The sequence below is a fragment of the Solwaraspora sp. WMMA2065 genome (genome assembly GCF_030345075.1).
Classification (GTDB): Bacteria; Actinomycetota; Actinomycetes; order Mycobacteriales; family Micromonosporaceae; genus Micromonospora_E.
Map to the genome: position 1 here is coordinate 410884 of NZ_CP128361.1, position 25545 is coordinate 436428.

At 69.5% G+C, this 25545-nt stretch carries 19 protein-coding genes and 2 pseudogenes; 11 read left to right on the plus strand and 10 right to left on the minus strand.

What is annotated here, in order from left to right:
- Window positions 1–5: 5 nt before the first annotated feature.
- The gene (gene lexA / locus O7610_RS01860; RefSeq protein WP_475053976.1) at window positions 6–800 is read right to left on the minus strand and encodes a transcriptional repressor LexA; all 795 of its coding nucleotides are present in this window, start codon (window positions 798–800) and stop codon (window positions 6–8) included.
- Between the two features lie 429 nt (window positions 801–1229).
- Here lexA and nrdR point away from each other — a divergent pair, with 429 nt between their 5' ends.
- The 3 genes from nrdR (at window position 1230) to O7610_RS01875 (ending at window position 9512) form a co-directional block, all read left to right on the plus strand.
- Window positions 1230–1733, plus strand: a complete 504-nt coding sequence (nrdR, locus tag O7610_RS01865; protein ID WP_281554032.1) for a transcriptional regulator NrdR — start codon at window positions 1230–1232, stop codon at window positions 1731–1733.
- 161 nt (window positions 1734–1894) lie between these two features.
- Window positions 1895–8479: a ribonucleotide reductase barrel domain-containing protein gene (locus tag O7610_RS01870; protein ID WP_502959071.1), complete on the plus strand. Its 6585-nt coding sequence runs from the start codon at window positions 1895–1897 to the stop codon at window positions 8477–8479.
- 94 nt (window positions 8480–8573) lie between these two features.
- On the plus strand, window positions 8574–9512 hold the full coding sequence (locus O7610_RS01875) for a DUF2332 domain-containing protein (protein WP_281554033.1): 939 nt from the start codon (window positions 8574–8576) through the stop codon (window positions 9510–9512).
- 24 nt (window positions 9513–9536) lie between these two features.
- Here O7610_RS01875 and O7610_RS01880 read toward each other — a convergent pair whose 3' ends face one another.
- Window positions 9537–10451 (minus strand): alpha/beta fold hydrolase, encoded by a 915-nt coding sequence (locus O7610_RS01880; protein WP_281554034.1) that lies wholly within the window; start codon window positions 10449–10451, stop codon window positions 9537–9539.
- 96 nt (window positions 10452–10547) lie between these two features.
- On the opposite strand from O7610_RS01880, the gene O7610_RS01885 reads away from it, so the two are divergent.
- Window positions 10548–11066: a CGNR zinc finger domain-containing protein gene (locus tag O7610_RS01885; RefSeq protein ID WP_281554035.1), complete on the plus strand. Its 519-nt coding sequence runs from the start codon at window positions 10548–10550 to the stop codon at window positions 11064–11066.
- A 28-nt stretch (window positions 11067–11094) separates the two neighbouring features.
- Here O7610_RS01885 and O7610_RS01890 read toward each other — a convergent pair whose 3' ends face one another.
- Window positions 11095–12324, minus strand: coding sequence for an MFS transporter (locus O7610_RS01890; RefSeq protein ID WP_281554036.1), 1230 nt, complete (start codon window positions 12322–12324; stop codon window positions 11095–11097).
- A 731-nt stretch (window positions 12325–13055) separates the two neighbouring features.
- On the minus strand, window positions 13056–13907 hold the full coding sequence (locus O7610_RS01895) for an NAD(P)H-binding protein (RefSeq protein WP_289212511.1): 852 nt from the start codon (window positions 13905–13907) through the stop codon (window positions 13056–13058).
- A gap of 181 nt (window positions 13908–14088) precedes the next feature.
- Between O7610_RS01895 and O7610_RS01900 the strand changes: the two genes are divergently transcribed.
- Window positions 14089–14934: an MmyB family transcriptional regulator gene (locus O7610_RS01900; protein ID WP_289212512.1), complete on the plus strand. Its 846-nt coding sequence runs from the start codon at window positions 14089–14091 to the stop codon at window positions 14932–14934.
- Between the two features lie 368 nt (window positions 14935–15302).
- Window positions 15303–16613 (plus strand): ISAs1 family transposase, encoded by a 1311-nt coding sequence (locus tag O7610_RS01905; protein ID WP_289212513.1) that lies wholly within the window; start codon window positions 15303–15305, stop codon window positions 16611–16613.
- 130 nt (window positions 16614–16743) lie between these two features.
- Here the strand turns inward: O7610_RS01905 and O7610_RS30525 are convergent, their stop codons facing one another.
- The gene (locus O7610_RS30525; RefSeq protein ID WP_353850319.1) at window positions 16744–17280 is read right to left on the minus strand and encodes a flavoprotein; all 537 of its coding nucleotides are present in this window, start codon (window positions 17278–17280) and stop codon (window positions 16744–16746) included.
- A gap of 230 nt (window positions 17281–17510) precedes the next feature.
- Between O7610_RS30525 and O7610_RS01910 the strand changes: the two genes are divergently transcribed.
- On the plus strand, window positions 17511–17942 hold the full coding sequence (locus O7610_RS01910; RefSeq protein WP_281554040.1) for an SHOCT-like domain-containing protein: 432 nt from the start codon (window positions 17511–17513) through the stop codon (window positions 17940–17942).
- Here O7610_RS01910 and O7610_RS01915 read toward each other — a convergent pair.
- The gene (locus O7610_RS01915; protein ID WP_289212514.1) at window positions 17917–18528 is read right to left on the minus strand and encodes a class I SAM-dependent methyltransferase; all 612 of its coding nucleotides are present in this window, start codon (window positions 18526–18528) and stop codon (window positions 17917–17919) included. The genes O7610_RS01910 and O7610_RS01915 overlap by 26 nt on opposite strands.
- 8 nt (window positions 18529–18536) lie before the next feature.
- On the minus strand, window positions 18537–19247 hold the full coding sequence (locus tag O7610_RS01920; protein ID WP_281554042.1) for a DNA alkylation repair protein: 711 nt from the start codon (window positions 19245–19247) through the stop codon (window positions 18537–18539).
- 176 nt (window positions 19248–19423) lie between these two features.
- On the opposite strand from O7610_RS01920, the gene O7610_RS01925 reads away from it, so the two are divergent.
- The 3 genes from O7610_RS01925 to O7610_RS01935 are packed head-to-tail and all read left to right on the plus strand — an operon-like array spanning window position 19424 to window position 22088.
- Window positions 19424–20245, plus strand: a complete 822-nt coding sequence (locus tag O7610_RS01925; RefSeq protein WP_281555512.1) for a CPBP family intramembrane glutamic endopeptidase — start codon at window positions 19424–19426, stop codon at window positions 20243–20245.
- Window positions 20242–21432 (plus strand): sensor histidine kinase, encoded by a 1191-nt coding sequence (locus O7610_RS01930; RefSeq protein WP_281554043.1) that lies wholly within the window; start codon window positions 20242–20244, stop codon window positions 21430–21432. Before O7610_RS01925 ends, O7610_RS01930 begins: the two co-directional genes overlap by 4 nt.
- The gene (locus O7610_RS01935; RefSeq protein WP_281554044.1) at window positions 21429–22088 is read left to right on the plus strand and encodes a response regulator; all 660 of its coding nucleotides are present in this window, start codon (window positions 21429–21431) and stop codon (window positions 22086–22088) included. Before O7610_RS01930 ends, O7610_RS01935 begins: the two co-directional genes overlap by 4 nt.
- 51 nt (window positions 22089–22139) lie before the next feature.
- On the opposite strand, the gene O7610_RS01940 is transcribed toward O7610_RS01935, so the two are convergent.
- The 3 genes and pseudogenes from O7610_RS01940 to helR all read right to left on the minus strand — a co-directional run.
- The gene (locus O7610_RS01940; RefSeq protein WP_348650091.1) at window positions 22140–22586 is read right to left on the minus strand and encodes an NADPH-dependent F420 reductase; all 447 of its coding nucleotides are present in this window, start codon (window positions 22584–22586) and stop codon (window positions 22140–22142) included.
- Between the two features lie 43 nt (window positions 22587–22629).
- Window positions 22630–22776 (minus strand): annotated as a pseudogene (locus tag O7610_RS30530) (hypothetical protein); the annotation flags it as partial.
- Window positions 22712–24469 (minus strand): annotated as a pseudogene (gene helR, locus O7610_RS01945) (RNA polymerase recycling motor ATPase HelR); the annotation flags it as partial. The pseudogenes O7610_RS30530 and helR, both read right to left, overlap by 65 nt.
- Before the next feature lie 632 nt (window positions 24470–25101).
- Between helR and O7610_RS01955 the strand changes: the two are divergent.
- On the plus strand, window positions 25102–25536 hold the full coding sequence (locus O7610_RS01955) for a type II toxin-antitoxin system VapC family toxin (protein WP_281554054.1): 435 nt from the start codon (window positions 25102–25104) through the stop codon (window positions 25534–25536).
- The last annotated feature ends 9 nt before the right edge of the window (window positions 25537–25545 follow it).

The following is a 25545-nucleotide window of genomic DNA, read 5'->3' on the forward strand; positions in this document are numbered from 1 at the left end:
CCGGGTCAGACCCGGCGTAGCACCGCCACCACCCGGCCCATGATGGTGGCCTCGTCACCGGGGATCGGGTCGAACGCGGCGTTGTGCGGCATCAACCAGACGTGCCCGTCGCGCCGCCGGTAGGTCTTCACCGTGGCCTCGCCGTCGATCATCGCGGCGACGATCTCCCCTGAGTCGGCGGTCGGCTGCTGACGTACCACCACCCAGTCGCCGTCGCAGATCGCCGCGTCGATCATCGAATCGCCCTTGACCTGCAGCATGAACACCTCACCCTCGCCGACTAGCTCGCGGGGCAGTGGGAAGATGTCCTCCACTGCCTGCTCGGCCAAGATCGGCCCACCGGCGGCGATCCGGCCCAGCATCGGCACGTACGCCGGAGCCGGCCGCAGCGCCCGCTCGGCCTCGTCATCGGCGGTGTCGTGCGGCGGACGCACGTCGACCGCCCGGGGACGGTTCGGATCCCGGCGCAGGAAGCCTTTGCGCTCCAGCTCCTTGAGCTGGTAGGCGACGCTGGACGGGGAGACCAGGCCGACCGCCTCGCCGATCTCCCGCACGCTCGGCGGGTAGCCGTGCCGGTCCACCCAGCTGCGAATGAACTCCAGAATCCGGCGTTGCCGGGCAGTCAGCTCGCCGTTGACCGGCTCGGGAAATGCGCTCACCACCGGTGTCACGGCACGCAACCGGGACTCGCCGGAACGGCTGCCGCGCCGTCCACGTACCGACGCGCCGGCGTTGACCGTCGTCGCGCCGCCGCTGCCTCCACCCTGCTGGGGCGGGCCCGCCCTGTCGTCGCTCGACACATCCGTCCTCTCCCCGGCCGTCAGATCGCATCCTGATCGGCACCATTGGTGTCGACCAAGACGGTAACCAGAGATCCGGTCAGGTTCAAACATCTGTACGAGATGTCGGTGCGTGTCGTCCTGGCAGTAGTTTATCGTACGCGCGTTCGACTGATTTCGGTGGCGGCATGGGCGGTAACCCTCGGGCAGGGATCGGTGTTGGCAGAGTGACGACGCGCCGAAGTGCGCCGGCCAACTTGACCGGGCCCCGGTTGCGGGCCTACCGTCGACCCCAACATCTAGTAGTTACAAGGGCGTAAGTTGTCCACAGGTTGGGTCTCCTGACTGAGAGCAACGTCTCCAGCGGGCCGGCCCCGCGTACCCGCGTGACCCTGCGGTGACCACTGCGCGCCCATTTCGACCCCGCGGCTCGACGGAAGGGACATCGGCATGCGCTGCCCGTACTGCCGGCACGCCGACTCGCGCGTGGTCGACTCGCGGGAAGCCGACGACGGCCAGCTCATCCGCCGCCGCCGGTCCTGCCCGGAATGCGGCAAGCGGTTCACCACCGTCGAGGAGGCGGTGCTCGCCGTGGTCAAACGCAGCGGCGTCACCGAGCCGTTCAGCCGATCCAAGATCATGGGCGGGGTGCGCAAGGCCTGCCAGGGCCGACCGGTGGACGACGACGCCATCGCCCTGCTGGCCCAGAAGGTCGAGGAGACCGTACGGGCCAAGGGCGCGGCCGAGATCCCCAGTCACGATGTCGGGCTGGCGATCCTCGGGCCGCTGCGCGAGCTGGACGAGGTGGCGTACCTGCGGTTCGCCAGCGTCTACCGGTCCTTCGACTCGCTGGACGACTTCGAACGCGAGATCGAGACGCTGCGGGCCGCCGCCGGGGCGCGGGAGGCCGCGACGACCCCGGTGGCGGCCGCAGCCGGGCCCGGGCCCGGCTGACCGGCCCCGCGGCAAACCCGGAACAGCAAGGCGTACGGCCGACCGCAGGTCCCGGCGGGGCGGGTACGGCCGAGAAAAAAGCTGAACGGCAAGACGGAAACGACCGCGTGGCACGACGCTGCGCGAGAGCCTGAGGGGGCGATCAGATGGCGGGGGAAGGTGTGACCGCGAAGACAGGCGGTAGCGGTAGCGGCGGCACGGCGAAGGCCAACGGCGCGGCGGGTTCGGCCAACGGTGCGGCCAAGGCCAACGGCAAGGCCGGATCGGCCGCGGGCTCCAACGCGCGGGTACGGGCCAAGGCCGGCGCGGGTGGCCTGACCGTCGAGCGGGTGTGGACCAGCGAGGGTGTGCACCCGTACGACGAGGTGACCTGGCAGCGCCGCGACGTGGTGATGACCAACTGGCGCGACGGCACGGTCAACTTCGAGCAGCGCGGCGTGGAGTTCCCGGAGTCGTGGAGCGTCAACGCGGCCAACATCGTCACCACCAAGTACTTCCGTGGGGCGGTGGGGACCCCGCAGCGGGAATGGTCGCTCAAGCAGCTGATCGACCGGGTGGTGAAGACCTACCGGGCGGCGGGGGAGCAGCACGGCTACTTCGCCACCCCGGGCGACGCCGAGATCTTCGAGCACGAGCTGACCTGGATGCTGCTGCACCAGGTGTTCAGCTTCAACTCGCCGGTCTGGTTCAACGTCGGCACCGCCTCCCCACAGCAGGTATCAGCGTGCCAGCCGTACCACTCGCTCGTGAGCACGCCGGCCGGCCTCGTCCCGATCGGCAAGCTGGTCGAGGAGGACGCCGTCGGAGCCAAGGTCTACGACGCACACGGGCTGACCCGAATTCTCGCGGTCCAGGCCAACGGCATCAAGGACGTATTGCGCCTGCACACCAAAGCCGGCTACACCCTGGACGTAACCGCGGACCACCTGGTCTGGAAAGCGACCGGCGAGGGCACCGGTCGGTTCGTCGAAGCCGGCACCTTGGTCGCTGGCGACACTCTCGAATGGCACCGGCGGGGTAGCGACGGCGAGGCGGAGTTCCACCCCGGCGACGTCCACGAGGCCGCGCTGGCCGGTTGGCTGCAGTCAGACGGCTTTGTCGGCCAGTACGATCAGGGCACCAACCGGTCGCTGACAATCGAGGCGATGACCGTCAACGACGACGAACTCAGCTGGGTCGTCGCCGCGATCGACCAGGTCTTCCCTGGCGCGCACCGCCATGAACGCCGCGTCGTCACCCAGGACGTCACCCTCGACTGCCGGCGGACCCGGTTGTACGGGGAGAATCTGCGCCCGTTCATCGACAAGTGGGGCCTGCTTGCCCGGGGCACCGAGATGGAGGTGCCGGCAACGCTGTTCACCGCGCCGCTGCCGGTCGTCGCCGCTTATTTGAAGAGCATCTTCCAGGCAGAGGGCTATGTCTCGGAGCGTGAGGCGTCCACCTTGGTCGGCCTGGACATGATCGGCGAGCGGTTGATTCGCGGGCTGCAGCGGCTGCTGCTGCGCTTCGGGATCTTCGCCCGGGTCGGTTTCAAGGCCGACCCGCGACCGAACCGGCACGGCACCTGGTCGTTGCGCATCCAGAACCACGGCGACCGGGACACCTTCGCCGCAGAAATCGGGTTCGTCGACGCCCGCAAGTCCGGCAAGCTGGAGGAGAGCTTTGCCAAGGTGGGCCGGTCCGCCAAGGCGACGAAACGCCTCGTCATCGACCGGGTCGAACCGCTCGGGGCGATGGAGGTCTACGACATCCAGACCGAGTCGGGGGAGTACCTCTCCGACAACCTGCGAGTGCACAACTGCTTCATCCTCGCCGTCGACGACTCGATGGATTCCATCCTCGATTGGTACAAAGAGGAAGGGCTGATTTTCAAGGGCGGCTCCGGGTCCGGGGTGAACCTGTCCCGGATCCGCTCCTCCAAGGAGCTGCTGTCCAGCGGTGGCACCGCCTCCGGCCCGGTCAGCTTCATGCGTGGCGCCGACGCCTCGGCCGGCACCATCAAGTCCGGCGGCGCCACCCGCCGGGCCGCCAAGATGGTCATCCTCGACGTGGACCACCCCGACATCGAGGAGTTCGTGCAGACCAAGGCCCGCGAGGAGGACAAGATCCGGGCGCTGCGCGACGCCGGGTTCGACATGGACCTCGGCGGTGCCGACATCGTCAGCGTCCAGTACCAGAACGCCAACAACTCGGTCCGGGTCTCCGACGAGTTCATGCGGGCGTACGAGGACGGGGGCAACTTCGACCTGCGGGCCCGGCTCGACGGCTCGGTGATCGACACCGTCGACGCCAAGAAGCTGTTCGGCACCATCGCACAGGCCGCCTGGGAATGCGCCGACCCCGGTCTGCAGTACGACGACACGATCAACGACTGGCACACCTGCCCGGAGAGCGGACGCATCACCGCGTCCAACCCCTGCTTCACCGGCGACACCCTGGTCCACACCGACAAGGGCCTGATCCGGTTCGACGCACTCATCGACCGGAGCCGGCAGGGCGAATCGTTCGGTGTCTACACCCACGACGCCACCAACCCGGACGCCCCCGCCGACCAGGTCGTGCTGACCAGCCCCGAAGCGGTCATGATCACCGGGACGAACGAGATCACCCGGCTCGAGTTCAGCAACGGCATGGTGCTGCGCTGCACCCCGAACCACCGGATCTGGACCACCAACCGGGGGTACGTCGAGGCCAAGGACCTCACCCCGGACGACCAGATCCTGCCGCTCAACCAGCCCACCCCGGCGACCGCCGCGTCCTGGGAGTTCCGCATGCGCGCGGACAGCAGGGTGTCACCCGGCGACGTCGTGCCGACCAAGTGGCAACGGGAGTCCCGACTGCCGGAGAAGTGGACCGAGGACTTCGCCCACCTGCTCGGCTGGCTGGTCGGCGACGGCTCAGTCCGGGAAGGCACCCCGGGCGTACGCGGTGACAACCCCGGTGCTAGCTGGGTCTACAGCCAGTCCGACCCGGAGGCCATTGTCCAGCGGCACCAGACGGTGCTGGAAAGCATCGTCGGCCTGCGATTCGACCCGGTCCAGATGCCCAACGGCACCGTGCAGCTGCGCAGCAACCGTACTGCCGTCGTCGACTTCCTGACCGGGCTCGGCGTGAGCACTGCCCGCGCCGTGGACAAGCGACTGCCGTCGTCGGTGCTGGAGGCGCCGCCCGAGATCCAGGCGGCGTTCCTGCGCGGGCTGTTCGACGCGGACGGCTGCGCCGCCGAGACCGCCAACGGCACCCGTTACGTCGGGCTCGGCGCGGTCTCGATCGAACTGCTCCGCGAGGCACAGCGTCTGCTGAGTGGGTTCGGCATCGGCAGCCGGATCTACGCCACCCGCAAGGCCGGTGACACCACCTTCCGGTACACCACGAACGGTGGCGACGAGCGCGAGTACCACGGTAAGCAGCTCTACGACCTGCGGATCAGTGGGGAGAACATCCGCCTGTTCGCCAGCCGGATCGGGTTCGACCACCAGGCCAAGGCGCAGCGGGTGGCCCGTTGGCTCGAACAGCACCGGTTCTACCGGACGGATCAGACGGCGAAGTTGGTCAGCCGCGAGTTCGACGGCTTTGAGACCACCTACAATCTGTCCGAACCGCGCAACCACTCGTACATCGCCAACGGCGTGGTCGTCCGGAACTGCTCGGAATACCTGCACCTTGACAATTCGTCGTGCAATCTTGCGTCGCTGAATCTGATGAAATTCCTGCGGGCCGACGGCGGCTTCGAGGTGGAGAAGTTCGTCCGCTCCGTCGAGTTCGTCATCACCGCGATGGACATCTCTATCTGCTTCGCCGACTTCCCGACGCAGAAGATCGGCGAGACCACCCGGGCGTACCGGCAGCTCGGCATCGGCTACGCCAACCTCGGTGCCCTGCTGATGGCCTCCGGTCTGCCGTACGACTCGGAAGCCGGCCGGTCCTACGCCGCCGCCATCACCTCGGTGATGACCAGTACGGCGTACCGCCGTTCGGCGGAACTGGCCGGCGTGGTCGGCGCCTACGACGGCTACGCCCGCAACGCCGAGGGCCACAAGCGGGTGATGCGCAAGCACGCCGCTGCCAGCGATGAGATCCGCCCGACCGGCCCGACCGCCACCGCCCTGGCCCGGGAAGCCGCCCGGCAATGGGAGATCGGCAACAGGATCGGCGAAAAAAACGGCTGGCGCAATTCCCAGGCAAGTGTACTCGCGCCCACTGGTTGCCTCACCGCGGACACAATGGTGACCACCGACCGCGGGCTGGTGCGACTCGGTGAGATCGGCGACGTCTACGGCGACCGCTGGCAGGACCTCGACATGATGGTGTCGACCGACGAGGGCGCCCGCCAGGCGACGAAGTTCTTCGTCAACGGTGAGGAGCCCACTCGCCGGGTGGTCACCAACGGCGGCTACCAGATCCAGGGCACCCTGGCCCACCGGGTCAAGGTGGTGGAACCGGCGACCGGCGAATGGGTCTGGAAGCGGATGGCCGAGGTTGCCCCCGGCGACCTGGTACCGGTGCAGCTCGGCACCCTGGTCGGCGAGCCACGTCGGGTGCCGCTGCCGGTGCTCGACCAGGCGTACTACGCCGGCGACCGGCGACTGTACGTGCCGGACGCGGTCGACGCCGAGCTGGCCGAACTGGTCGGCTACTTCATGGGTGACGGCAGCCTGCACGCCAAGGGGCTGCGGTTCGCCGTAGCCGACACCGACCTCGACGTTGTGGAACGGTTGCGGGTGCTCGGCAAGGGCCTGTTCGGGCTGGAAGCGGAGGTCGCGGCGCGCACCGGCTACCAGGAGGTCGTCTTCTCCTCGGTGCGGCTGGCCCGCTGGTGGCAGGCAGCCGGGTTCGCCAAGACGCTGCCGCACCCGGAACACACCGGCAAGGGCTGGTCGCCCCGGGTGCCGTCGGCGATTCTGGAGACCAACGACGTCACCGTCTACATCGCGTTCCTGCGCGGCCTGTTCGAGGCCGACGGGACGGTGATCGAGGGAGTGCCGTCCGTGTCGACGTCCACCGAGTCGTTCGCCGCGGAGATCCGTACCCTGCTGCTGACCCTCGGGATGGCGACCACCACCCGGCGGACCCGCAGCGGCATGGGCAGCGACATCTGGCAGGTGCGGCTGCGCAATACCGACCACGCGATCCGGTACGAGGAGACGATCGGCTTCATCGGCGCCCGCAAGGCGGAGCAGATCGTCGCCGCGCCACAGCAGACCGGCAACCGGGACCGAATCCACCTGCCGCGTGAGCTTTGGGATCTGCTGGTGCCGGCCGGACACCCGATGCGCGGTGCGGTTGTGCAGTCGCTGGCGAAGACCGGCGGCGTGTCGCGGACGCTGGCCGGCGAGATCTACGGCGAGGTGCTGGACGACCGCCTCGGGCACGCGCTCGGCTACCTCTACGAGACAGTGGCGGCGAACGAGGACGGTGGCGTGCAGCCGACGTACGACCTGTCGGTGCCGGCCAACGTCACCTACGTCGCCGGCGGGTTCGTCAGTCACAACACCATCGGTCTGATGATGGACTGCGACACCACCGGGGTGGAGCCCGATCTGGCGCTGGTCAAATTCAAGAAACTGGTCGGCGGTGGCTCGATGCAGATCGTCAACCAGACGGTGCCGCGCGCGCTGCGCAGCCTCGGCTACCCGGAGGAGCAGGTCGAGGCGATCGTCGAGCACATCGCCGACCACGGTCACGTGGTCGACGCGCCGAGCCTGCGCACCGAGCACTACCCGGTGTTCGACTGCGCGATGGGGGAGCGGTCGATCGCGCCGATGGGGCACGTGCGGATGATGGCGGCGGTGCAGCCGTTCATCTCCGGGGCGATCTCCAAGACGGTCAACATGCCGGAGGCGGCGACCGTCGCCGACGTCGAGCGGATCTACTTCGAGGGCTGGAAGCTGGGCCTGAAGGCGCTGGCGATCTACCGGGACAACTGCAAGGTGGGCCAGCCGCTGTCGGCGGCCAAGTCGGACAAGGCCAAGGAGACCGCCGCCGCCGAGCAGGCCAAGGTGATCGAGAAGGTCGTCGAGAAGGTCGTCGAGTACCGCCCGGTGCGTAAGCGGCTGCCGAAGAAGCGTCCGTCGGAGACGGTGTCGTTCTCGGTCGGCGGTGCCGAGGGCTACCTGACCGCCTCGTCGTACCCGGACGACGGCCTCGGCGAGGTCTTCCTCAAGATGTCGAAGCAGGGTTCGACGCTGGCCGGGGTGATGGACGCCTTCTCGGTGGCGATCTCAATCGGCCTGCAGTACGGCGTACCGCTGGAGACGTTCGTGGCGAAGTTCACCAACATGCGCTTCGAGCCGGCCGGCATGACCGACGACCCGGACGTGCGGATGGCCGCGTCGGTGATGGACTACATCTTCCGTCGCCTGGCGTTGGACTTCCTGCCATACGACCGCCGGGCCGAGCTGGGCATCTTCACCGCCGCCGAGCGGACCGCGCAGATGCGGGCCGAGGCGGAGGCGGAGAACGCGGCGTCGGAGCTGTCGGAGATGGCGGTGTCCGCGCCGGTCGAGCCGAAGCATCCGGAGGCGTCGGCGCCGTCGTCGGCCGACTCCGGCAGCGGTACGGCGACCGAGCCGGCCGCCGCGAGCACGCCGGCCCCGTCGTCGGTGCACTCGTCGACGGAGCTGCTGGAGGCGGTGATCGGCAAGGCTGCCGACGCGCCGCTCTGCTTCACCTGCGGCACGAAGATGCGCCCGGCCGGCAGCTGCTACGTCTGTGAGGGCTGCGGTTCCACCTCCGGCTGCAGCTGATCGAACACGCGTCACGGGGAGCCGGATGTGATCCGGCTCCCCGTTCGCGGTCGGGCTGATGACGGCACCGCCCGGGCAGGGTGATCATCTAGCGATGACCACCGCTGAGGTGTACGCCGACTTCGCCCGCCGGCAGGCGTCCGGGGTGTCGCCCAGCTACGAACGGCTGGCGTACGCGGTCGCCCGCGACGACGATCTCTTGGCGCTGCTCGACTCGTTGCCGCCGCCGACCCGGCAGCCGAATCTGCTGTTCGGGGTGGTCCGGCTGCTCGGCGGGCCGGTCGACGACCCGGCCGCGTTCCACGACTTCACCATGGCGCACTGGCCGGAGGTCGAGGCGCAGATGCGTCGCCGCCTCACCCAGACCAACGAGGCCGGGCGGTGTGCCGTACTGCTGCCGGTGCTGGCGGCGTTGCCGCAGCCGCTGGCGCTTCTCGAAGTCGGCGCGTCGGCGGGCCTGTGTCTCTACCCGGACCGGTACGCCTACCGCTACGACGGCGGCCCGACCGTGGGGCAGGGCGAGCCGTTGCTCGACTGCGCGACGACCGGCTTGACGCCGCCGCGTACCCGGCCGGAGGTGGTGTGGCGGGCCGGGCTGGACCTGACTCCGCTGGACGTCACCGACGCCGACGACGTCGCCTGGCTGGACGCGTTGATCTGGCCGGAGCAGGAGCATCGGCGGGCCCGGCTGGCGGCCGCGGCGGGCGTCGCGGCGACCGATCCGCCGCTGCTGGTCCGGGGTGATCTGGTCGACGACCTGCCGGCGTTGGCCGCGTCGGCACCGCCGGACGCGACGCTGGTGGTGTTCCACACCGCAGTGCTCTACCACGTGCCGGCTCCGCGCCGGTCGGTCTTCGTCGACCTGGTACACGGCCTGCCCGGCCACTGGGTGGCGAACGAGGGGCCGGACATCCTGCGCCACGGCGCGCTGCCGCCGCCACCGGACGACACCCTGCACAACGTGCTCGCCCTGGACGGCCGGCCACTGGCCTGGACCCGACCGCATGGCCAGGGGATTGTCTGGTTCGGCTGATCGCCGACCCGGGCGGCGGCCGTTTCACAGGTGGGCGGCTCGCGCGTCGCGGGTTGTCGCCGGCCGGGTTGTCGGCAGCGCGTGGGACAGGAAGTCCCGGATGCGGCCGACCACGGTGTCCAGGTGGCTTTCCAGCAGGAAGTGACCGCCGCCGGGCACCAGGTGGATCTCGGCGTCCGGAAGGTCCCGCGCGAAGGCACGCGCCCCGTCCGGCCCGAAGATCAGATCCTCGGCCCCCCAAACGGCCAGTAGCGGCACCTGACTGCGCCGAAAGTACGCGTGCAGCTTCGGGTACAGCGGAGGGTTGGTGGCGTAGTCGCGGAAAAGCGCCAGCTGTGCCAGGTCGTTGCCGGGGCGGCTGATGTCGCGGTGGTCGTACGTCCAGGTGTCGGGGTCGACAAGGTCGGGGCGGTCCACGCCGTGCAGGTACTGCCAGCGGATGGCGTCCAGACCGAGGGCGGTGCGCACCGCCGGCTCCGTGTCCGGTCCCGGATCGTCGGCGTACGCCCACACGGGTGTCCAGAAGTCGGGGACGAAGCCGTCGTCGTACCCGTTGCCGTTCTGGCTGATGACCGCGGTGATCATCTCGGGGGCGCTGAGGGCGAGTCGCCATCCGATCGGAGCGCCGTAGTCCTGCACGTAGATGGCGCAGCGGGTGACACCGAGCTCGGCCAGGAACGCTTCGGTGACGTCGGTGAGCGCGTCGAACGTGTACGGGAACGTGTCGGCGGGCGGGGCGTCGGAGTGGCCGAAGCCGATGTGGTCGGGGGCGATGACGTGGAACCGGTCGGCGAGTCGCGGGATCAGCCGGCGGAACATACGTGAGCTGGTGGGGTACCCGTGCAGGAGCAGCAGCGTCGGCGCGTCGTGGGGGCCGGCCTGTCGGTAGAAGACGCGGTGCCCTCGCACGGTGGCGTACCGGTGATGAACTTCGACCATCTCTAACCCTCTCGGAACTTCGTGGTGGTTATCTGGATTCAAGTGGACCCGATCTGCGATAACCTGTCAAGCGCGGCGAGAGGGTTAGTGGCGAGGGTGGGTGAGGTCACCGTGATCGACGAGCAGGCGCTGATCGAGGCGCTGAACAGCACACCCGTGGTGGACGGCCGGCCACAGGACCGGTGGGCCGACGACACCGCACTGCGGCAGTGGGCACACCGGCACGGAGGCTCCGGCGACCCGGCAACGACCACCTGGCTGCGGACCGCCAGAGACGCGCTGCAGACCGCCACCCGCGGTGCCGTGCCCGAAGCGGACCTGCGGCGGATCCTCGCCGGCGTCCAGCAGCTGCCCGAGGTCGACGCGTCGGGCCTGCGCTGGCGCCTGTGTGGGCCCCCCGACCGGATGCTCGCCGTGCAGCTGGTGCTCGCCTGGTTCGACGTACAGGCCCGGCTACCCGGCCGACTGCGGCCCTGCGACAACACCGAGTGCCGCCTGTTCCACCTGGACCGCAGCCGTGCCAACACCGCCCGCTGGTGCTCGATGAAGACCTGCGGCAACCGGCTGAAGGCGCGCCGACACCAACAACGCGCCCGCCGGGAGCCGGCACCCTGAACAGGGCAGCACGGTCCACCGCACGAACTCAGGATCCGGTTCGTTCGCCCATCGTTTCCAGCCTGGGGGCGCACCTGATCTGGCGGCTCGTCGTCGATGCCACCGCGACGACGGCCAGCCACGCCGCCAGGGCGGCGAAGGTCGGCACCGCGCCCAGGGTCTCCAGCGCTATGCCGCCGAGGAGGGCACCCACGGGGCGGGCACCCCAGCCGATCATTCGGGAGGCGCCGTTGACCCGGCCCTGGAGGCGGTCGGGGGTCAGGGCGTACCGGTAGGCGGCGGTGGTGGTGTTGAAGATCGGGCCCATCAGTGCGCCGACCGTGTAGACCGCCCCCAGCGTGAACACGGTCGGGGCCAGGGCCAACGCCGCCATCTGCGCGACCCACCACCAGAGCGCGCCGATCAGGACCACGTTCGGGGAGACGAGGCGTTGTACCGGCGGGGCCACCAGGGCACCGGCGATCGCGCCCACGCCGAAGAGCCCGAGCAGCACACCAACGGCGGTCGGGGACGCGCCGAGGTCAGTGGCGCGCACGATGACGGCCAGGCTGAGGGCGCTGAAGGCCAGGTTGCCAGCCGACGCGATCGCCACGAGGGCGCGCAGGAGATGCTGACGCCACAGCCAGCGGACACCCTCGGCGATCTCTGCCAGCAGGGGGCGACGCTGCGCCACCCGCTTCTCCTCCAGGTCCCGCCGAACCGGGGCGACCAGGGCGACGCCCACCACGTACGACACGGCGTCGGCGGCGAACGGCACCGCGTGGCCCAGCCCGAACAGCAGGCCGCCCAACGGGTGGCCGGCCAGGTCGGCACCCTGGTCGCGGGCCTGGTTCTGGGCGATCGCCGTCGGTAGTTGGGGTTTGGGTACCACGTGTGGCAGGGCGGCGGTCTCGGCGAGCAGGAAGAAGACGTACAGCGTGCCCTCGACGAAGGCCACGACCATGAGGTGACCGATCGTGACCCGTCCGAGCGCGACGGCCACCGCGACCGATGCCAGGGCCACCGCCCGGCCGGCGTCGGCGACGAGCATGATCCGTTTGCGGGGCCAGCGGTCGACCAGGGCACCCGCCGGCAGGAACCAGATCAGGAACGGGGCCGCCTGCGCGGCCGCCACCAGCCCGGCCTGCGCCGGTGAGCCGGTGACGGCCAGCACGAGCAGCGGGTACGCGAGGCCGCTGATCCGGGTGCCGAGCGTCGATACGACCTGGCCGGTCCACAGTAGGAGGAAGTCACGGTTTCGCCAGAGGGAGACCGGCACCGGACCAGTCTGGCAACCGGCCGAGGTTGGGCACAACCAAGATCATTTGATGTTCTGCTGGGATCGTGTCGGCGTGTCGGCCGGCTTTTCATCAAGTGATCATGGCTGGCCGGGCTGGTGCAGCCAGACCCGCAGGGCGCCGATCGGGGCGAAGCCGTGTGCTCGGGCGCGGGCGAGGTCGTCGCCCTGCTCGTAGCCGACCAGCGGCAGCCCCGGGGAAGTGGAGGGCTGCCTCGGTGATGGCGGTCGCCCGGATATCGGACTGTTCGCCGCTGTCAGCGGCGAACAGGTTGGACAGACCGACGACGTCGCCGTCACAGGTCAGGACGAAGCCGCCGGCGCGCCTGCCGGAACTATCAGACGCCCCAGTCCCGCCGGAGCACCGCCGCCTGTCCGCAGAACCGACCTGACCGCCCGTCGCGCTGGCCGGGCAAGCGCTACGCGCACACGGTTGCTCCGGTGCCGGTGCCAGCCGATCGCAAAGATCAGATGACGTAAATTCGGGTGACATGCCGAGGAACTCCCGCATTCTCGTCAGCTGATCTTGTGGCTGCGTCGGCTCCCTGGTGATGAGTATTCGTGTCCGTACCCCCGTCATACCTGCGACGGGCCACGACGAGCGGAGCGATGACCTGATAGGTGTGGAGACGCGGCTGACGTTCCTGCGGGCCTGGTGGCGTCGGGAAGAATGCTGAGTGGTGTCCGGGAGCCCGGTCGCACTGGGTCTTGCATCAGCGCAATGCGTCTGCGCTGCGTTCGCACCACTCGCGGAACGTCCCTGGCGCCCGGCCCGTGAGGTTCCGCACATCGTCGGTCACGTAGGCGGCGCGACCCTTACGGAACACCGTGTTCAGATATTCCAATGCCTGCGCCTGCTCGGCGGGCACACCCTTGGCGATCTGCGCCCGGGCAAACTCGCGAGGAGTGACTTCCTGGAAGTCGATCATCTGACCGGTCACCGCGGCGATTGTCGCCACCTGCTCACGAGAAGTCAGTGCTTCTGGCCCGGTCAGGGTGTAGCCCTTGCCGACGTGCCCGTCTTCGGTGAGCACGATGGCGGCGCAGCGGGCCACGTCCTCGGGGTCGATGACCGCCAGACGGCCCTCTCCGGTGGGGTCGACGACCTTGCCAGCGCGGATGCCGTCCAGCCACCACAGGGCATTGGATGCGAAGCCGTTGGGGCGCAGGTAGGTGACGCCCAGCCCGGACTCGCGCATGAGGTCCTCGCGCGCCGCGAGGGCTCCACCGATGACGGGATTGTCGCTGATCGGCATCAGCCGTGCACCGACCGAGGACAGCAGGACAATCCTGGTGTTGCCGGCGTTGCGCACGGCATCGATCATGACCTTGGTCTGGTCGGTTCCGCTGCCCACCTGCATGAGGAAGACGGCGTCCACGCCCTTGACGGCGTTGGCCACGTCGTCGGGGTCGCCGAGATCGCCGACGGCGCGCTCGATCTCGGCCGGCAGGTCGGCCGCCCGGGCAGGGTTGCGCACCAGGACTCGGACCGGGTGACCCTGTTCGTGCAGCTGCCGTGCAAGCAAGTTGCCGACGTTGCCTGTCGCTCCGGTGATGAGGTACATGTGTGTTCCTTCCGTAGTGATAATTACCAGGGCAGTTCGCCGTACCGATCGGCGAAGGTGCTGCTGGGGCCGCCGGGTGTGCCAGGAATCGACCTTGGCACCGGTTCCGGGCGGCAGCCTGGCCCACTTCGGGCCACCCACGCATCGATCGAAGGCCGGGAAGAAGGCCGACAATGGGGTGATGCACGACGCACCCAACTTCGCGGCGGTGCTGCGCTCCTGGCGCACCCGCCTGCAGCCGGCAGACGTGGGCCTGCCCTTCAGGTCAGGCACGCGCAGGACGGCGGGATTGCGCCGCGAAGAGGTCGCCTGGCTCGCTGGCATCTCACCGGACTACATCAAACGCCTCGAACAGGGCCGCGCGCATCCCAGCGTCGCTATCGTGCGCTCGCTCGCACGAACGCTGCGCCTGTCCGACGCTGAGTATGAACTGGCCTGCCGCCTGGCGGGGCACGCGCCCCAACCGGGCGGACTGGTGCCCCGGCACATCGGCCCCAGCGTGCAGCGCGTGCTCGACCGTCTCGCCGACACCCCGATCGCCGTCTTCGACGCGGCCTGGACCCTCATCCAGCACAACGATGTGTGGGCCGCGCTGACCGGCGACGACTGGCACGACCGCGATCTCCGGTCGGCGAACATCGTGTGGCGAACCTTCCACGACGACACGGGGCGCGTGCGGCATCCGGATCCGCAGGCGCACAAGGCGTCACTCGTGGCCGACCTGCGCGACGTGGCGACGCGCTACCCTGCCGACCGCGAACTGAAGGACATGATCGGCACGCTGCGGACATCGAGCCCTGAATTCGCGCGACTGTGGGAAGGCTCCGCCGTCGCGCACCACAGGAGCGAACGAAAGACCGTCGACAATCCGCACGTCGGCGAAGTCGAACTCGACTGCGATGTGCTGTCGGCGCACGGCGCCGACCTGCGCATCGTCGTCTACACAGCGGCACCTGGCAGCGAAGCGGCAGACAAGCTGCGACTGTTGACCGTCCTCGGCACCGAGATCATGACCCGTCGCCACTGATGTGCTCCCACTACAGGACATCTGGCGTGGCACCCGACACCACCGTGCTGATCGACGGATTCTGGACCAGCCTATACAGAGGGAAGCCGACTCAAGATCAGATGACGTAGAACCGTACGAAACGCCGGTGCAGGCCAGTATTTACGTCATCTGCTCTTGAACTTCGGTTAGGTGTGCGGCCACGGTGTCTCTACCGCTGGATCGGTTGGCGGGTTGGGACACGTCCGGTCGCACGGCCCCGGCGTTGTTCCGGCTTGAGTCGTTCTGTCCGTGTTGGAAATCGGACGTCGGCTGAGTTGCGGGACGAGCGCGACTCCTGATGATCTTGCGGGTGACTAGCCTCGAAGTTCATCGCTGGAGCCGCGCTCGTGACGACATCTTCCCTGACCGACCCCGTTGTTGACCACCTCGCCGATCTGGCGTTGTGGGAAGCCGAACTCTCCACCGGCCCGGCCGATCCCTTGTCGATGGTGTCGCCCCTGGTAGCACGCCTGGCCCGGGTGCCGGACCCCCGCCGGCCGCGCGGACGGCGCCATCCGCTGCTGGTGATCCTGGTCCTGACCGCGTGTGCCACCCTCGTCGCCGGCAACGACAGCCTGACCGCGATCCGGCAGTGGGCGGCCCGGACCCCACAGGACGTCCTGCACCGCCTCGGCGCCCGCCGTGACCCACTGACCAGCCGCTACCTCGTCCCGAGCGAACGGACCTTCCGGCGGGTCCTGGCCGCCGTCGACGGCGACGCCCTCGACACGGCGACCTGCGGCTACGCCGCGGACGTGGCACGCGGCGACGCCCCGGCCCCACGGATCCCCACCAGCGTCGACGAACCCACCGAACGCGAACAACGCCGGGCCGCCACCCGGGCGTTCACCCACCCGGCACCGGCCGGGCTGCTGCCCGCCGCCGCGATCGACGGGAAACTGCTGCACGGCACCCGCACCCCCACCGGACAGGTGTTCCTGGTCGCCGCCGTCACCCACGACCGTGCCGTGATCCTGGGCCAACGCCAGGTCGCCGACAAACGCGGCGAGGCCACCGCGACCGAGGACCTACTCACACAGCTCGACGTCGCCGGCATGCTCCTCACCCTGGACGCCCTGCACACCACCAGGAAAACCGCCCGGCTGATCACCGACACCCTGAACGCCCACTACATGCTGATCCTGAAGGGGAACCAGCCGCTCGCCCTGCGCGCCGCCCACACGTTGCTGTCCGGCACCGACACCGAGTTCGCCGACCGGACCGACGTCGACGCCGATCGCGGACACGGACGCACCGAACGCCGCACGATCCGCGTCACCGGCTGCGACGACACCCTGTTCCCCGGAGCCCGCCAGGTCTTCCGGCTACGCCGCGACACCGGCGGACTCGACGGGATCCGCACCAGCAAACAGATCATCCACGGCATCGTCAGCCTCGACGCCACCCAGGCCGGACCGCAACACCTCAACGCCTACGTCAGAGGACACTGGTCGGTGGAAACCCGCCTGCACTGGACCCGTGACGTCACCTTCAACGGGGACTACTCCCAGCTCAGGACGGGTGCGGCTCCCCGCAACCTGGCCGCCATGCGCAACCTGGCCCTGAACACCTTCCGCCTCGCCGGACGCGCCAACATCGCCCACGCCCGCCGTGACCTCCACGACCGCGCCGACACCTTCGCCGTCTACGACATCTGACAAACAATGATCAAGTCAGACATAGAGGAACAACGCCGGGGCCGTGCGTCCGGTCGACGTGGGCGGCGGTCCGTTGATCAACTGTTGAATGCGGAGGCGTTGTCCTGGTGGCTGTTCAGCGGAGGCGTGATCAATCGGTGGCGCGGAACGCTTCGGCAACTACACCCCATCGAAATCTGTCGCTTCCAATTGGTGGTTTCAGAGCTTCGTCCTCGGTGAACTGGACGCCGACGTATGACAGGGTCCGGACGGATGCTCGGTAGGCGGGATGCTGGGTGAGGGCCGGCTTTGCGTACGGTGAGACGACTATCGGAAGCCCGGTGCCAAGGGCCTCGTTGAGTACACCCAGCGCCAAGTTGTCGCTGATTCCGCTGGCCCACTTGTTGATCGTGTTGAAGGACGCCGGTGCCACCACGACGGCGTCGGCGCGCGGCAGTGTTCCGGGCTCGTCAGGGGCGCGAAGTCGGGACGCGACCGGAAACCGGTCTGGGATGCGAGCCTGTCCGTGTCGATCCAAGTCGCCGCAGTAGGCGTGACGATCAGGCACACCGACCATCCGTCGGCCTGCAACAGGGCGACGCACTCGTCGATGTTGTGAATCGGCGGAGCGGCGGAGGAAACCAGGTACAGCGTCGGTTTGCCGGTGCCAGTCATGATCAGTTGGCATCGATCCTGGCGCGCACTGCCAAGGCGCGCAGGCTGGGTGTGGCGGCGCGACGTTCCCGGGCCAGCATGGCGGTGACCAGCGTGCGGGTCTGATCGTGCACCTGGAAGATCTGAGGTGCGGTGCGCTCGGCCGCCAGAAGGTGAAGCAGAGCTGACGGGTCGCCGCCCGGCTGCGTGGTGAACGCCGCAGCCAGGTCCAGGTGGACCTGAGCCCGTCGAAGCGGAGTGACGATGAACGAGCAGCGCCGCCAGATTCTGGAGATGCTGGCCGAAGGCAAGATCACCGCTGAGGAGGCCGAGCGGCTGATCGACGCCCTCGACCGAGAGCAGCCTGATGCGACGCCGGGGGGCGCATCCGGCCCGAAGGCCCGGCCGAAGTATCTGCGGGTGATGGCGGACTTCGCCGACGGACCCAGCGGCGACGAGCCGGGCCGGGTCAACGTCCGGGTCCCGTTGCAGCTGCTGCGCGCCGGGGTCCGGCTCACCAGCCTGATCCCGCCACAGGCGCTGACCCACGTCAACGCGGAGCTGGCCAAGTCGGGTGTGCCGATCGACCTGACCCAGCTCAAGCCGCAGCACATCGAGGAGCTGGTCGAGCAGCTCGACGATCTCACGGTCGACGTCGACCAGCCCGACGTCAAGGTGAAGGTCTTCTGCGAGTGACATCGCGACAGCTGCGGATGCCCGCCCGGACCACGGGGTCGGGCGGGCATCCGGGGGTCACCGCACCGTCGCCAGCATGACCGCCTGGTCCTCGCGTTCGGCGCCCCGGGCGCGACGGACCAGCCGGCACACCTCGCGCAGCCCGGCCGCCCGGGTGCAGCACCCGGGCGGCCTCGGCGAAGACGCGGCCCTGACCGGCCGGTGGCGCGTGGATCGTCGAGTACCACAGCAGTACACCCGCGAACCGGGAGTCCGGGAACGGAAGGTCGGCCAGCGAGCCGACGGCGAACGGCAGCCCTCGGTGGTCGCGGCGGGCCATGGCGATCATGCCTGGTGACAGGTCGACCCCGACCACTCGACAGTCCCGGTCGGCGAGATACCGGCTCATCCGACCCGCACCGCAGCCCGCGTCGAGCACCAGCGGGTCGACGCTGGAGCGGACCGCCTCGGCGAAGGTGTCGATCATGGCGAGATCCAGCGGTGCCTCAACGCGGGTGTCCGGCATGCGGGCCGCGTAGTCGCCGGCCACGGTGTCGTAGGCGACCCGGACCCCCCGCAAGTCGGGCCGGGCAGGTGAGGCGGACACTGGCGCGGTCAGGCCGTGCCGGCGAGGTACGCGGCGCGACGCTGCGGCTCGAACTTCTCGATCGCGTACCGCAGCATCACCCTCGGCATGTCGCGTTGGTGCCGGGTCAGGAACGTCTCGGCCACCGTACGGTCGCGGTTGCCGACCTCGCGCAGCATCCAGCCGACGGCCTTGTGGATTAGGTCGTGCGGGTCGTGCAGCAGCCGCTCGGCCAGCCGCAACGTCCAGTCGAAGTCCCCGACCCGGATGAAGGCGAACGTCGCGATGATCGCGATCCGCCGGTCCCAGACCAGCTCGGAGGCGGCCAGCCGGTCCAGCACCGTCCGGTCGGTGCCCAACAGCCACGGCCCGACGATGTACGGGGCGCACGAGTCGACCAGGTCCCAGTTGTCGATCCGGTCGGTGTGGGCCAGCACGGTGTCGAAGATGGCGGCCCGCTGCCGCTGCCTGCCCTTGTCGAACATCCGCACCAGGATGAAGATCGCCGTCAGCCGCTCCTCGTGTACCTCGCTGGTCAGCAGCAGGGTCGTCTCGGCCAACGACAGGTCACGCCAGTATCGACCGGCCACCCGGCGCTGGTCCGGCACCGGTACGCCGATCGTCCGGTCGCCCTCGCCGTACCCGCCGGGTCGGATCTGCAGGAACCGGCGTGCCTGCTCCGCGCGACGCGGGTCGGCGAGGGCGGCGAGCGCCCGGCGGACATCGTCACAGGTGGCCATCGACCGCCGAATCTACGCCTGCCACCGATCGGCACGTCGAGTCGCCCGGCGGACGTGTCCCCCGTGCGAGCTACCGGTAAGTGTCCACTGCGGGGTGAAGTGGGCTGTCCGTCGCAGCCATAGCGTTTTCGTCGTAGCCGCGGCACCCAGGTCGCGGCCTGGTGAAGGGAATCCTCGTGCGTCTGGTGAAACAGTTGGTGGCCGTCGGGGCAGTCGCCTTCGTCGGTGGCGGCAGCGCCGCTGCATTACAGGACAACGCCTGGCTCACCTTGCTCATCGGTGTCGTGACCTGCGTCGCCGTCGTCCTTGTCTACCGGTGGGTGGTGCGGCGCACCGAACAGCGCGCCCCCGTCGAGGTGGCTGCTTCCGGGGCAGTCGTCAGAACTGCCGTGGGGGTGCTGATCGGGGCCGGGATGTTCGGCGCCGTCATTGCCAACATCGCCCTCCTCGGCGGCTACCACGTGCACGGCCTGGGCTCGGTGAGCGGCGCCGCCGACCTGCTCGGTCTCATGGCGGCCGCCTCGGTGACGGAGGAGCTACTCTTCCGTGGCGTGTTGTTCCGGATCGTCGAGGAACGACTCGGCACCTGGTTCACCTTGGTGCTGACCGGGGTGCTGTTCGGTCTGTTCCATCTGGGCAATCCGGACGCCGGGCTGTGGGGCGCGGTCGCCATCGTGATCTCGGCCGGCTTCATGCTCGCCGCCTGCTATGCGGCCACCCGGAATCTGTGGGTGCCGATCGGGTTGCACTTTGGCTGGAACTTCGTCGCAGCCGGCATTTTCGGCACGGTGGTCTCCGGCAACGGAGAGCCGCATGGGCTGCTGGAAGCGACGACGTCGGGTCCGGATCTGCTGACCGGTGGCGATTTCGGGCCCGAGGGCAGCCTCTACACGGTCGGCGCCGGGGTGGCGCTGACCGTGTTCTTTCTGTGGCTCGCGCGTCGCCGCGGTCACATCGTCCCGTGTCGGGCCAGGACGAACGCTACAGTCGCCCGGTGATCGATCTCCGGGGCCTGCCGGAGCTGTGGCGGCGGTCCGACGTCGTGGTCCGAGATCTGCCGCTCGCGCTGCTGCTCGTGGTCGCGTCGCTGGTGCCCGCGCTGCACAGTCGTGGAACACAGCTCGGTGACCTGCCCAGTCGCCCGTTCGACGGGCTGACCGGCGTGGTGCTGGCGCTGGAGTGTCTGCCGCTCGTGGTGCGACGGCGCCTGCCGGCCCTCTGCCTCGGTCTGGTGGCGCTCGGCTTCGCGATCGATCAGCTGCGCTTCTACCACACGGTTGCCGGTATGGCCCTGCCGATCGCACTGCTGAGCGCGGGGCTGCACCTGGGCCGCCACCGACGCACAACTGTCGCGGTGGCCACGGTGGGGTACGTGGTGCTGGCCGTCGCGTTGCACCGGCACGGCTCGACCGAGGGAGTGATCGGGTTCGGGACCTTCTACCTGGCGTTGGCCTTCGCCTGGGGCGTCGGGTCGTGGCTGCGGATGTCGCGGGCCGCCGAGGCGGATCACCGGCGGCATGTCGCGGAGCGTACCCGGGCTGCGGAGCGTACCCGGATCGCCAGGGAGTTGCACGACGTGGTGACGCATCACGTGACCGCGATGGTGGTGCAGGCTGAGGCGGCACGATATCTGACCGCTGCCCCGGAGCGTCTCGACGAGAGCCTGACCGCGATCACCGACACCGGCCGGCGAGCCGTCGGGGACCTGCGGCACCTGCTTGACCTGCTCAATCCGGATCACGGAACCGGGGCGCGCACGTCGGCGGACGGCGACACCGGTCCGAACAGTTCCGTTGGCCCGCTCTACTCGCTCGCCTCGCTCGTTGAACAAACCCGGCAAGGCGGGCAGCCGGTGGAGTTCACGCAGCAGGGCAGGCCACCCGAGGTGGCCGGAAGCGCCGAGGCCGCAGCGTACCGGGTCGTCCAGGAGTCGTTGACGAACGCCTTGAAACACGACCACGGCGGCCGAACCGTGGTCCAGGTGCGCTACGACGTGCGGGAGGTCACTGTGGAAGTTCACACCGACGGCACAGGGTCGAACGCCGCGTCACCGGGTGGCAGCGGGCGTGGCCTCGCCGGTCTCCGTGAGCGGGTGGGTGCGCTCGGCGGAAAGTTCAGCGCCGGACGGCGGCCCGGCGGCGGGTTCGTGGTCCGCGCCCGGATCCCCGCAGGGGATCCGTCATGACGGTGCCGCTGCGGGTCCTGGTCTGCGACGACCAGGCGTTGGTCCGTACCGGGTTCGCCACGATCATCGGCGCGCAGCCCGACCTGCAGGTGGTGGGGGAGTGCGGCGACGGGCAGACGGCGGTTGACCTGGCTGGCCGGCTGCGCCCGGACGTGGTGGTGATGGACGTGCGGATGCCGGTCCTGAACGGCATCGCCGCCACCCGCATGCTGGCGGGCGCGGGGGTGGCGGCGCCGGTCAAAGTGCTCGTGGTGACCACGTTCAACCTCGACGAGTACGTGTACGAGGCGCTGCGCGCCGGGGCGAGCGGATTTCTGCTCAAGGACGCGCCCCCGGCCCAGCTGCTCCAGGGCATCCGCACGGTCGCCTCCGGCGCGGCGCTGCTCGCTCCGGAGGTGACCCGCGGTCTGGTGGGCCGGTACGCGGAACGGGTCCGCCCGGTCGCTGACCCGTCGGGTGAGGTCCCGCTGGCCCCGCGCGAACTGGAGGTGCTGCGGCTGATGGCCGACGGCCTGTCGAACAGCGAGATCGCCGCGGCCATGGTGATCAGCCAGGAGACCGTCAAGACGTACGTCTCGCGCATTCTTACCAAGCTGGATTTGCGTGACCGCGTCCAAGCAGTGATCTACGCCTATCGTCGTGGCCTGGTGGCCTGACGCAGGTCGGCACGGAGTCTCCTAGCCGGCTGCTAGCCGGCTGGCGGCCGGTCAGTTGCTGTCGAGGAGTTCGGCGAGTCGGGCCGCGTCGGCCGGCCGGCCGGGGGCGGTGAACATGCCGTCCGGGTCGAGGTAGGCGTGGTGGGCCGGCGTACCAGGGCCGAACCGGCGGTTGTCGGCGAGGGCGCCCGCGTCGTGGACGTCGTAGCCGATTGTGTCGATGAGGGCGGCGACGGTGGCCTTCGCGTTGTGGTCGTCACCGGCGATGGCGATGGCGCTGCGGTCGGCGGCGCCGGCGGGCCGGCCGAGCGTGGCCAGGTGTTTGAAGAAGATGTTGCTGAACGCCTTGACGACGAACGACTCGGGCAGGTGGGCCTGGAGCAGTTCGCCGGTGGTGGTCCGGCCGGCGTCGAGTTCGGGGAAGTGGCCGTCGCGTTCCGGGTAGTAGTTCATGGTGTCGATGACGACCGTGCCGCGCAGCGGCGCGATGGGGGACATCGAGGTAGGCCTTGAATGGGGTCGTCACCACGACGACGTCCCCGGCGCGGGCGGCCTCGCCGGGCGTGGCGGCGCGCGCCTGCGGTCCGAGCTGGGTGACCAGGTCCCGCAGGGTGTCCGGTCCCCCCGATCCGGGCGAGCCGGTCCGGCCACGACTCGGTGAAGCCGTGCCGGGCCTGGGCGCGGTCACCGACGATGGTGAAACTGCGCGACGGGCAGCGGCGCAGCAGCATCTGCCACTGCGCGTCGGTCAACTCCTGCGCCTCGTCGACCACGATGTGCGCGAACGGGCCGGCCAACGCGTCCGGGTCGGCGTCCGGCCCGGCCGTCTCGTCGATCAGCGTTTCCTGCAGATCCTGGTGGCGCAGCATCGCCAGGACGCCTTCGCCGTCGTCGTAGCTGTGCGCGTCGAGTAGGTCGTCGATCACCCGGGCCCGGTGGACCCGTTCGACGGCCACCGCCGCCCGGTGCCGCCGCTCGCGGTCGGACGCCTGCGCGTCACCGAGACGCAGCCGGGCCGCGTCCAGCAGCGGCAGGTCTTCGACTGTCCAGGCCCGAGGGTCGGCGCGTTGCAGCGTACGGATCTCGGCCGGGTCGAGCCACGGCGCGCACCGGCGCAGGTAGGCCGGGACCGACCACAGGTCGGCGACGATGTCGGCCGGGTCGAGCAGCGGCCAGGCCCGGTTGACCGCCGTACGCAGCGACCGGTTCTGGTCCAGTGCGGCGCGGACCTGGTCTTCCGGCTCGTCGCCGTCGTAGCGACCGACCAGAATGGTCAGCAGTTCGTCCATGATCTGCTCGCGGGCCTCGTTGTGCGGCACACCCGGCCCGGGTGCGGCGAACGCGTCGGCCCAGTCGCCGGGAGTGATGGTCAGCTCGGTCCAACCGGTGGCCACCGTCGTCGCGGTCTGCGGCGGCTCCTCGTAGAACCGGACGGCCGCCTCGACCGCCGCCTCCCACCGCGCCGACGACTTCAGCCGGGCCACCTCAGGGTCGGGTTCGGCCGCTGCGCCTGCACCCTCGGCGACCAGGCCGGCCAGGGTGCAGGTCTGCACGTCGTCCTCGCCGAGGTTGGGCAGGACGTCGGCGACGTACGCCAGATAGGGCTGGTGCGGTCCGACGAACAGCACCCCGCCGCGACGCTGGCCGAGTCGGGGGTCGTGGTAGCGCAGGTACGCGGTGCGGTGCAGGGCGACGACGGTCTTGCCGGTGCCGGGTCCGCCGTCGACGACGAGGGCACCAGCCGAGCCGGCGCGGATGATGGCGTCCTGGTCGGCGGCGATGGTGGCCAGCACGTCGCGCATCCGGTCCGACCGGTGCCCGCCGAGGCTGGCGATGAAGGCCGACTGGTCGTCGAGGGCGGCGTGCCCGTCGAGCGCGTCGGCGCTGAACACCTCGTCCCAGTAGTCGCTGATCCGGCCCATCGTCCAGTGGTAACGCCGACGGCTGACCAGGCACATCGGGTTGCCGTGGGTGGCGCCGAAGAACGGCTCGGCGGCGGGGGAGCGCCAGTCGAGCAGCAGTTGACGGCCGGTGTCGTCGGTCAGCCCCTGCCGTCCGACGTACACCGGGTTCGAACGGTCGTCGGGGACCATCCGGCCAAGACACAGGTCGAGGCCGAACCGGCGCAGCGCCCGCAGCCGTACGGTGAGCCGACGGACCTCCTGGTCGCGGTCCAACGCCCGCTGGCCCCCGCCGGCCGGTGCCTTCCGGGCCCCGTCGAGCCGCTCCGAAAGGTCGGTGGCCAGCTAATCGAGGCGGTGTGCGACGGCCGCGAAATGCCGTTCGTCGTCGGCGATCAGTTTCGGGTCGGCCTTGGCGTGCAGCCGGTCGGGGAGATCGAACGCTCTGGTGGTCAACGGGCGCACCTCGATCAGCTCCATTCTCGGGTCGGCGGAAAAGCGCAGCATCCAGCGATTGGCAAATGCCGGAGAACTGGCGTAGGAACGCGATTGTGCGCGACGACCCGGGTCTTGCCGCAAGACCACCTATGCGCTATATGTTGATAGTGGCGGCAGTAAGGGAGCAAATTTAGTCCCCCTGGCCACCAAGCCCAACGGGTGCCGCTGACCCGTCGTCCGCTTCGATGGTGACGGCGCAAGGTTCCTACCGCTGGTAGCATTGGCCGTATGGCTGTCGAACCGCTCCCACCGGGCGCGGGCGACCCTGCGGATCGCCTGCGTCTGATGCTCCCGGAAGTCCTGGAGGCGATTCGTGACCCTGGGGCAGCGTCGCCCGACCTGCTGGCTGAGTTGGAAGCAGCCGTCGTGGGCGAGGCGTCCGGCGCTGGCCGCAGGCTCCGGCTGGTCGGCCGCGCACGCAAAGTGAGTGTGTCGATGCCAGAAGACTTGACTATCGCCGTGCAGCAGCGGGTGGGCCGGGGGGAGTTCAGCCAGTACGTGACTGAAGCGGTCGCTCGACAGCTTGAGTCGGATCTCATCGGGGAGCTTTCGGATCTCCTCCGCTCGGAGCACGGACCTGTGCCACCTGACGCGTTGGACGAGGCGAGGGCGTCATGGCCAGACGGGCGGTAGGAACAGGCGGCACGCTGGTACTCGACAGCGAAGGCCTGGTAAAGCTCGCACAGGGCGACAACAAGTCGAGGGCCTTCCTGGAGGCGGCCCGGGAACGCGGCGCCAGGGTCGTGGCGAGTGCTGTCACGCTGACGGAGGTCCTTCGAGGTGGGCCGCGTGATGCCCGCCTCCACAGGGTGCTGTCGAGGATCGTGGTGCAGCCGGTGAGCCCGCAGATCGGCAGGCGGGCAGGTGAACTTCTCGGAGCGACCGGGCTGTCGGGGCACCGTTGTGCCATCGACGCGGTGGTTGCCGTTACCGCTTTGGAGATGCCGCGTCCCGTCGTGCTGCTGACCAGCGACCCGGACGACATGAACCGCCTCGTCGAGGAGCTGGACCGGCCGAAGGAGCAGCGGGTCGTGGTGGTGCACGTCTGACGGCTCACG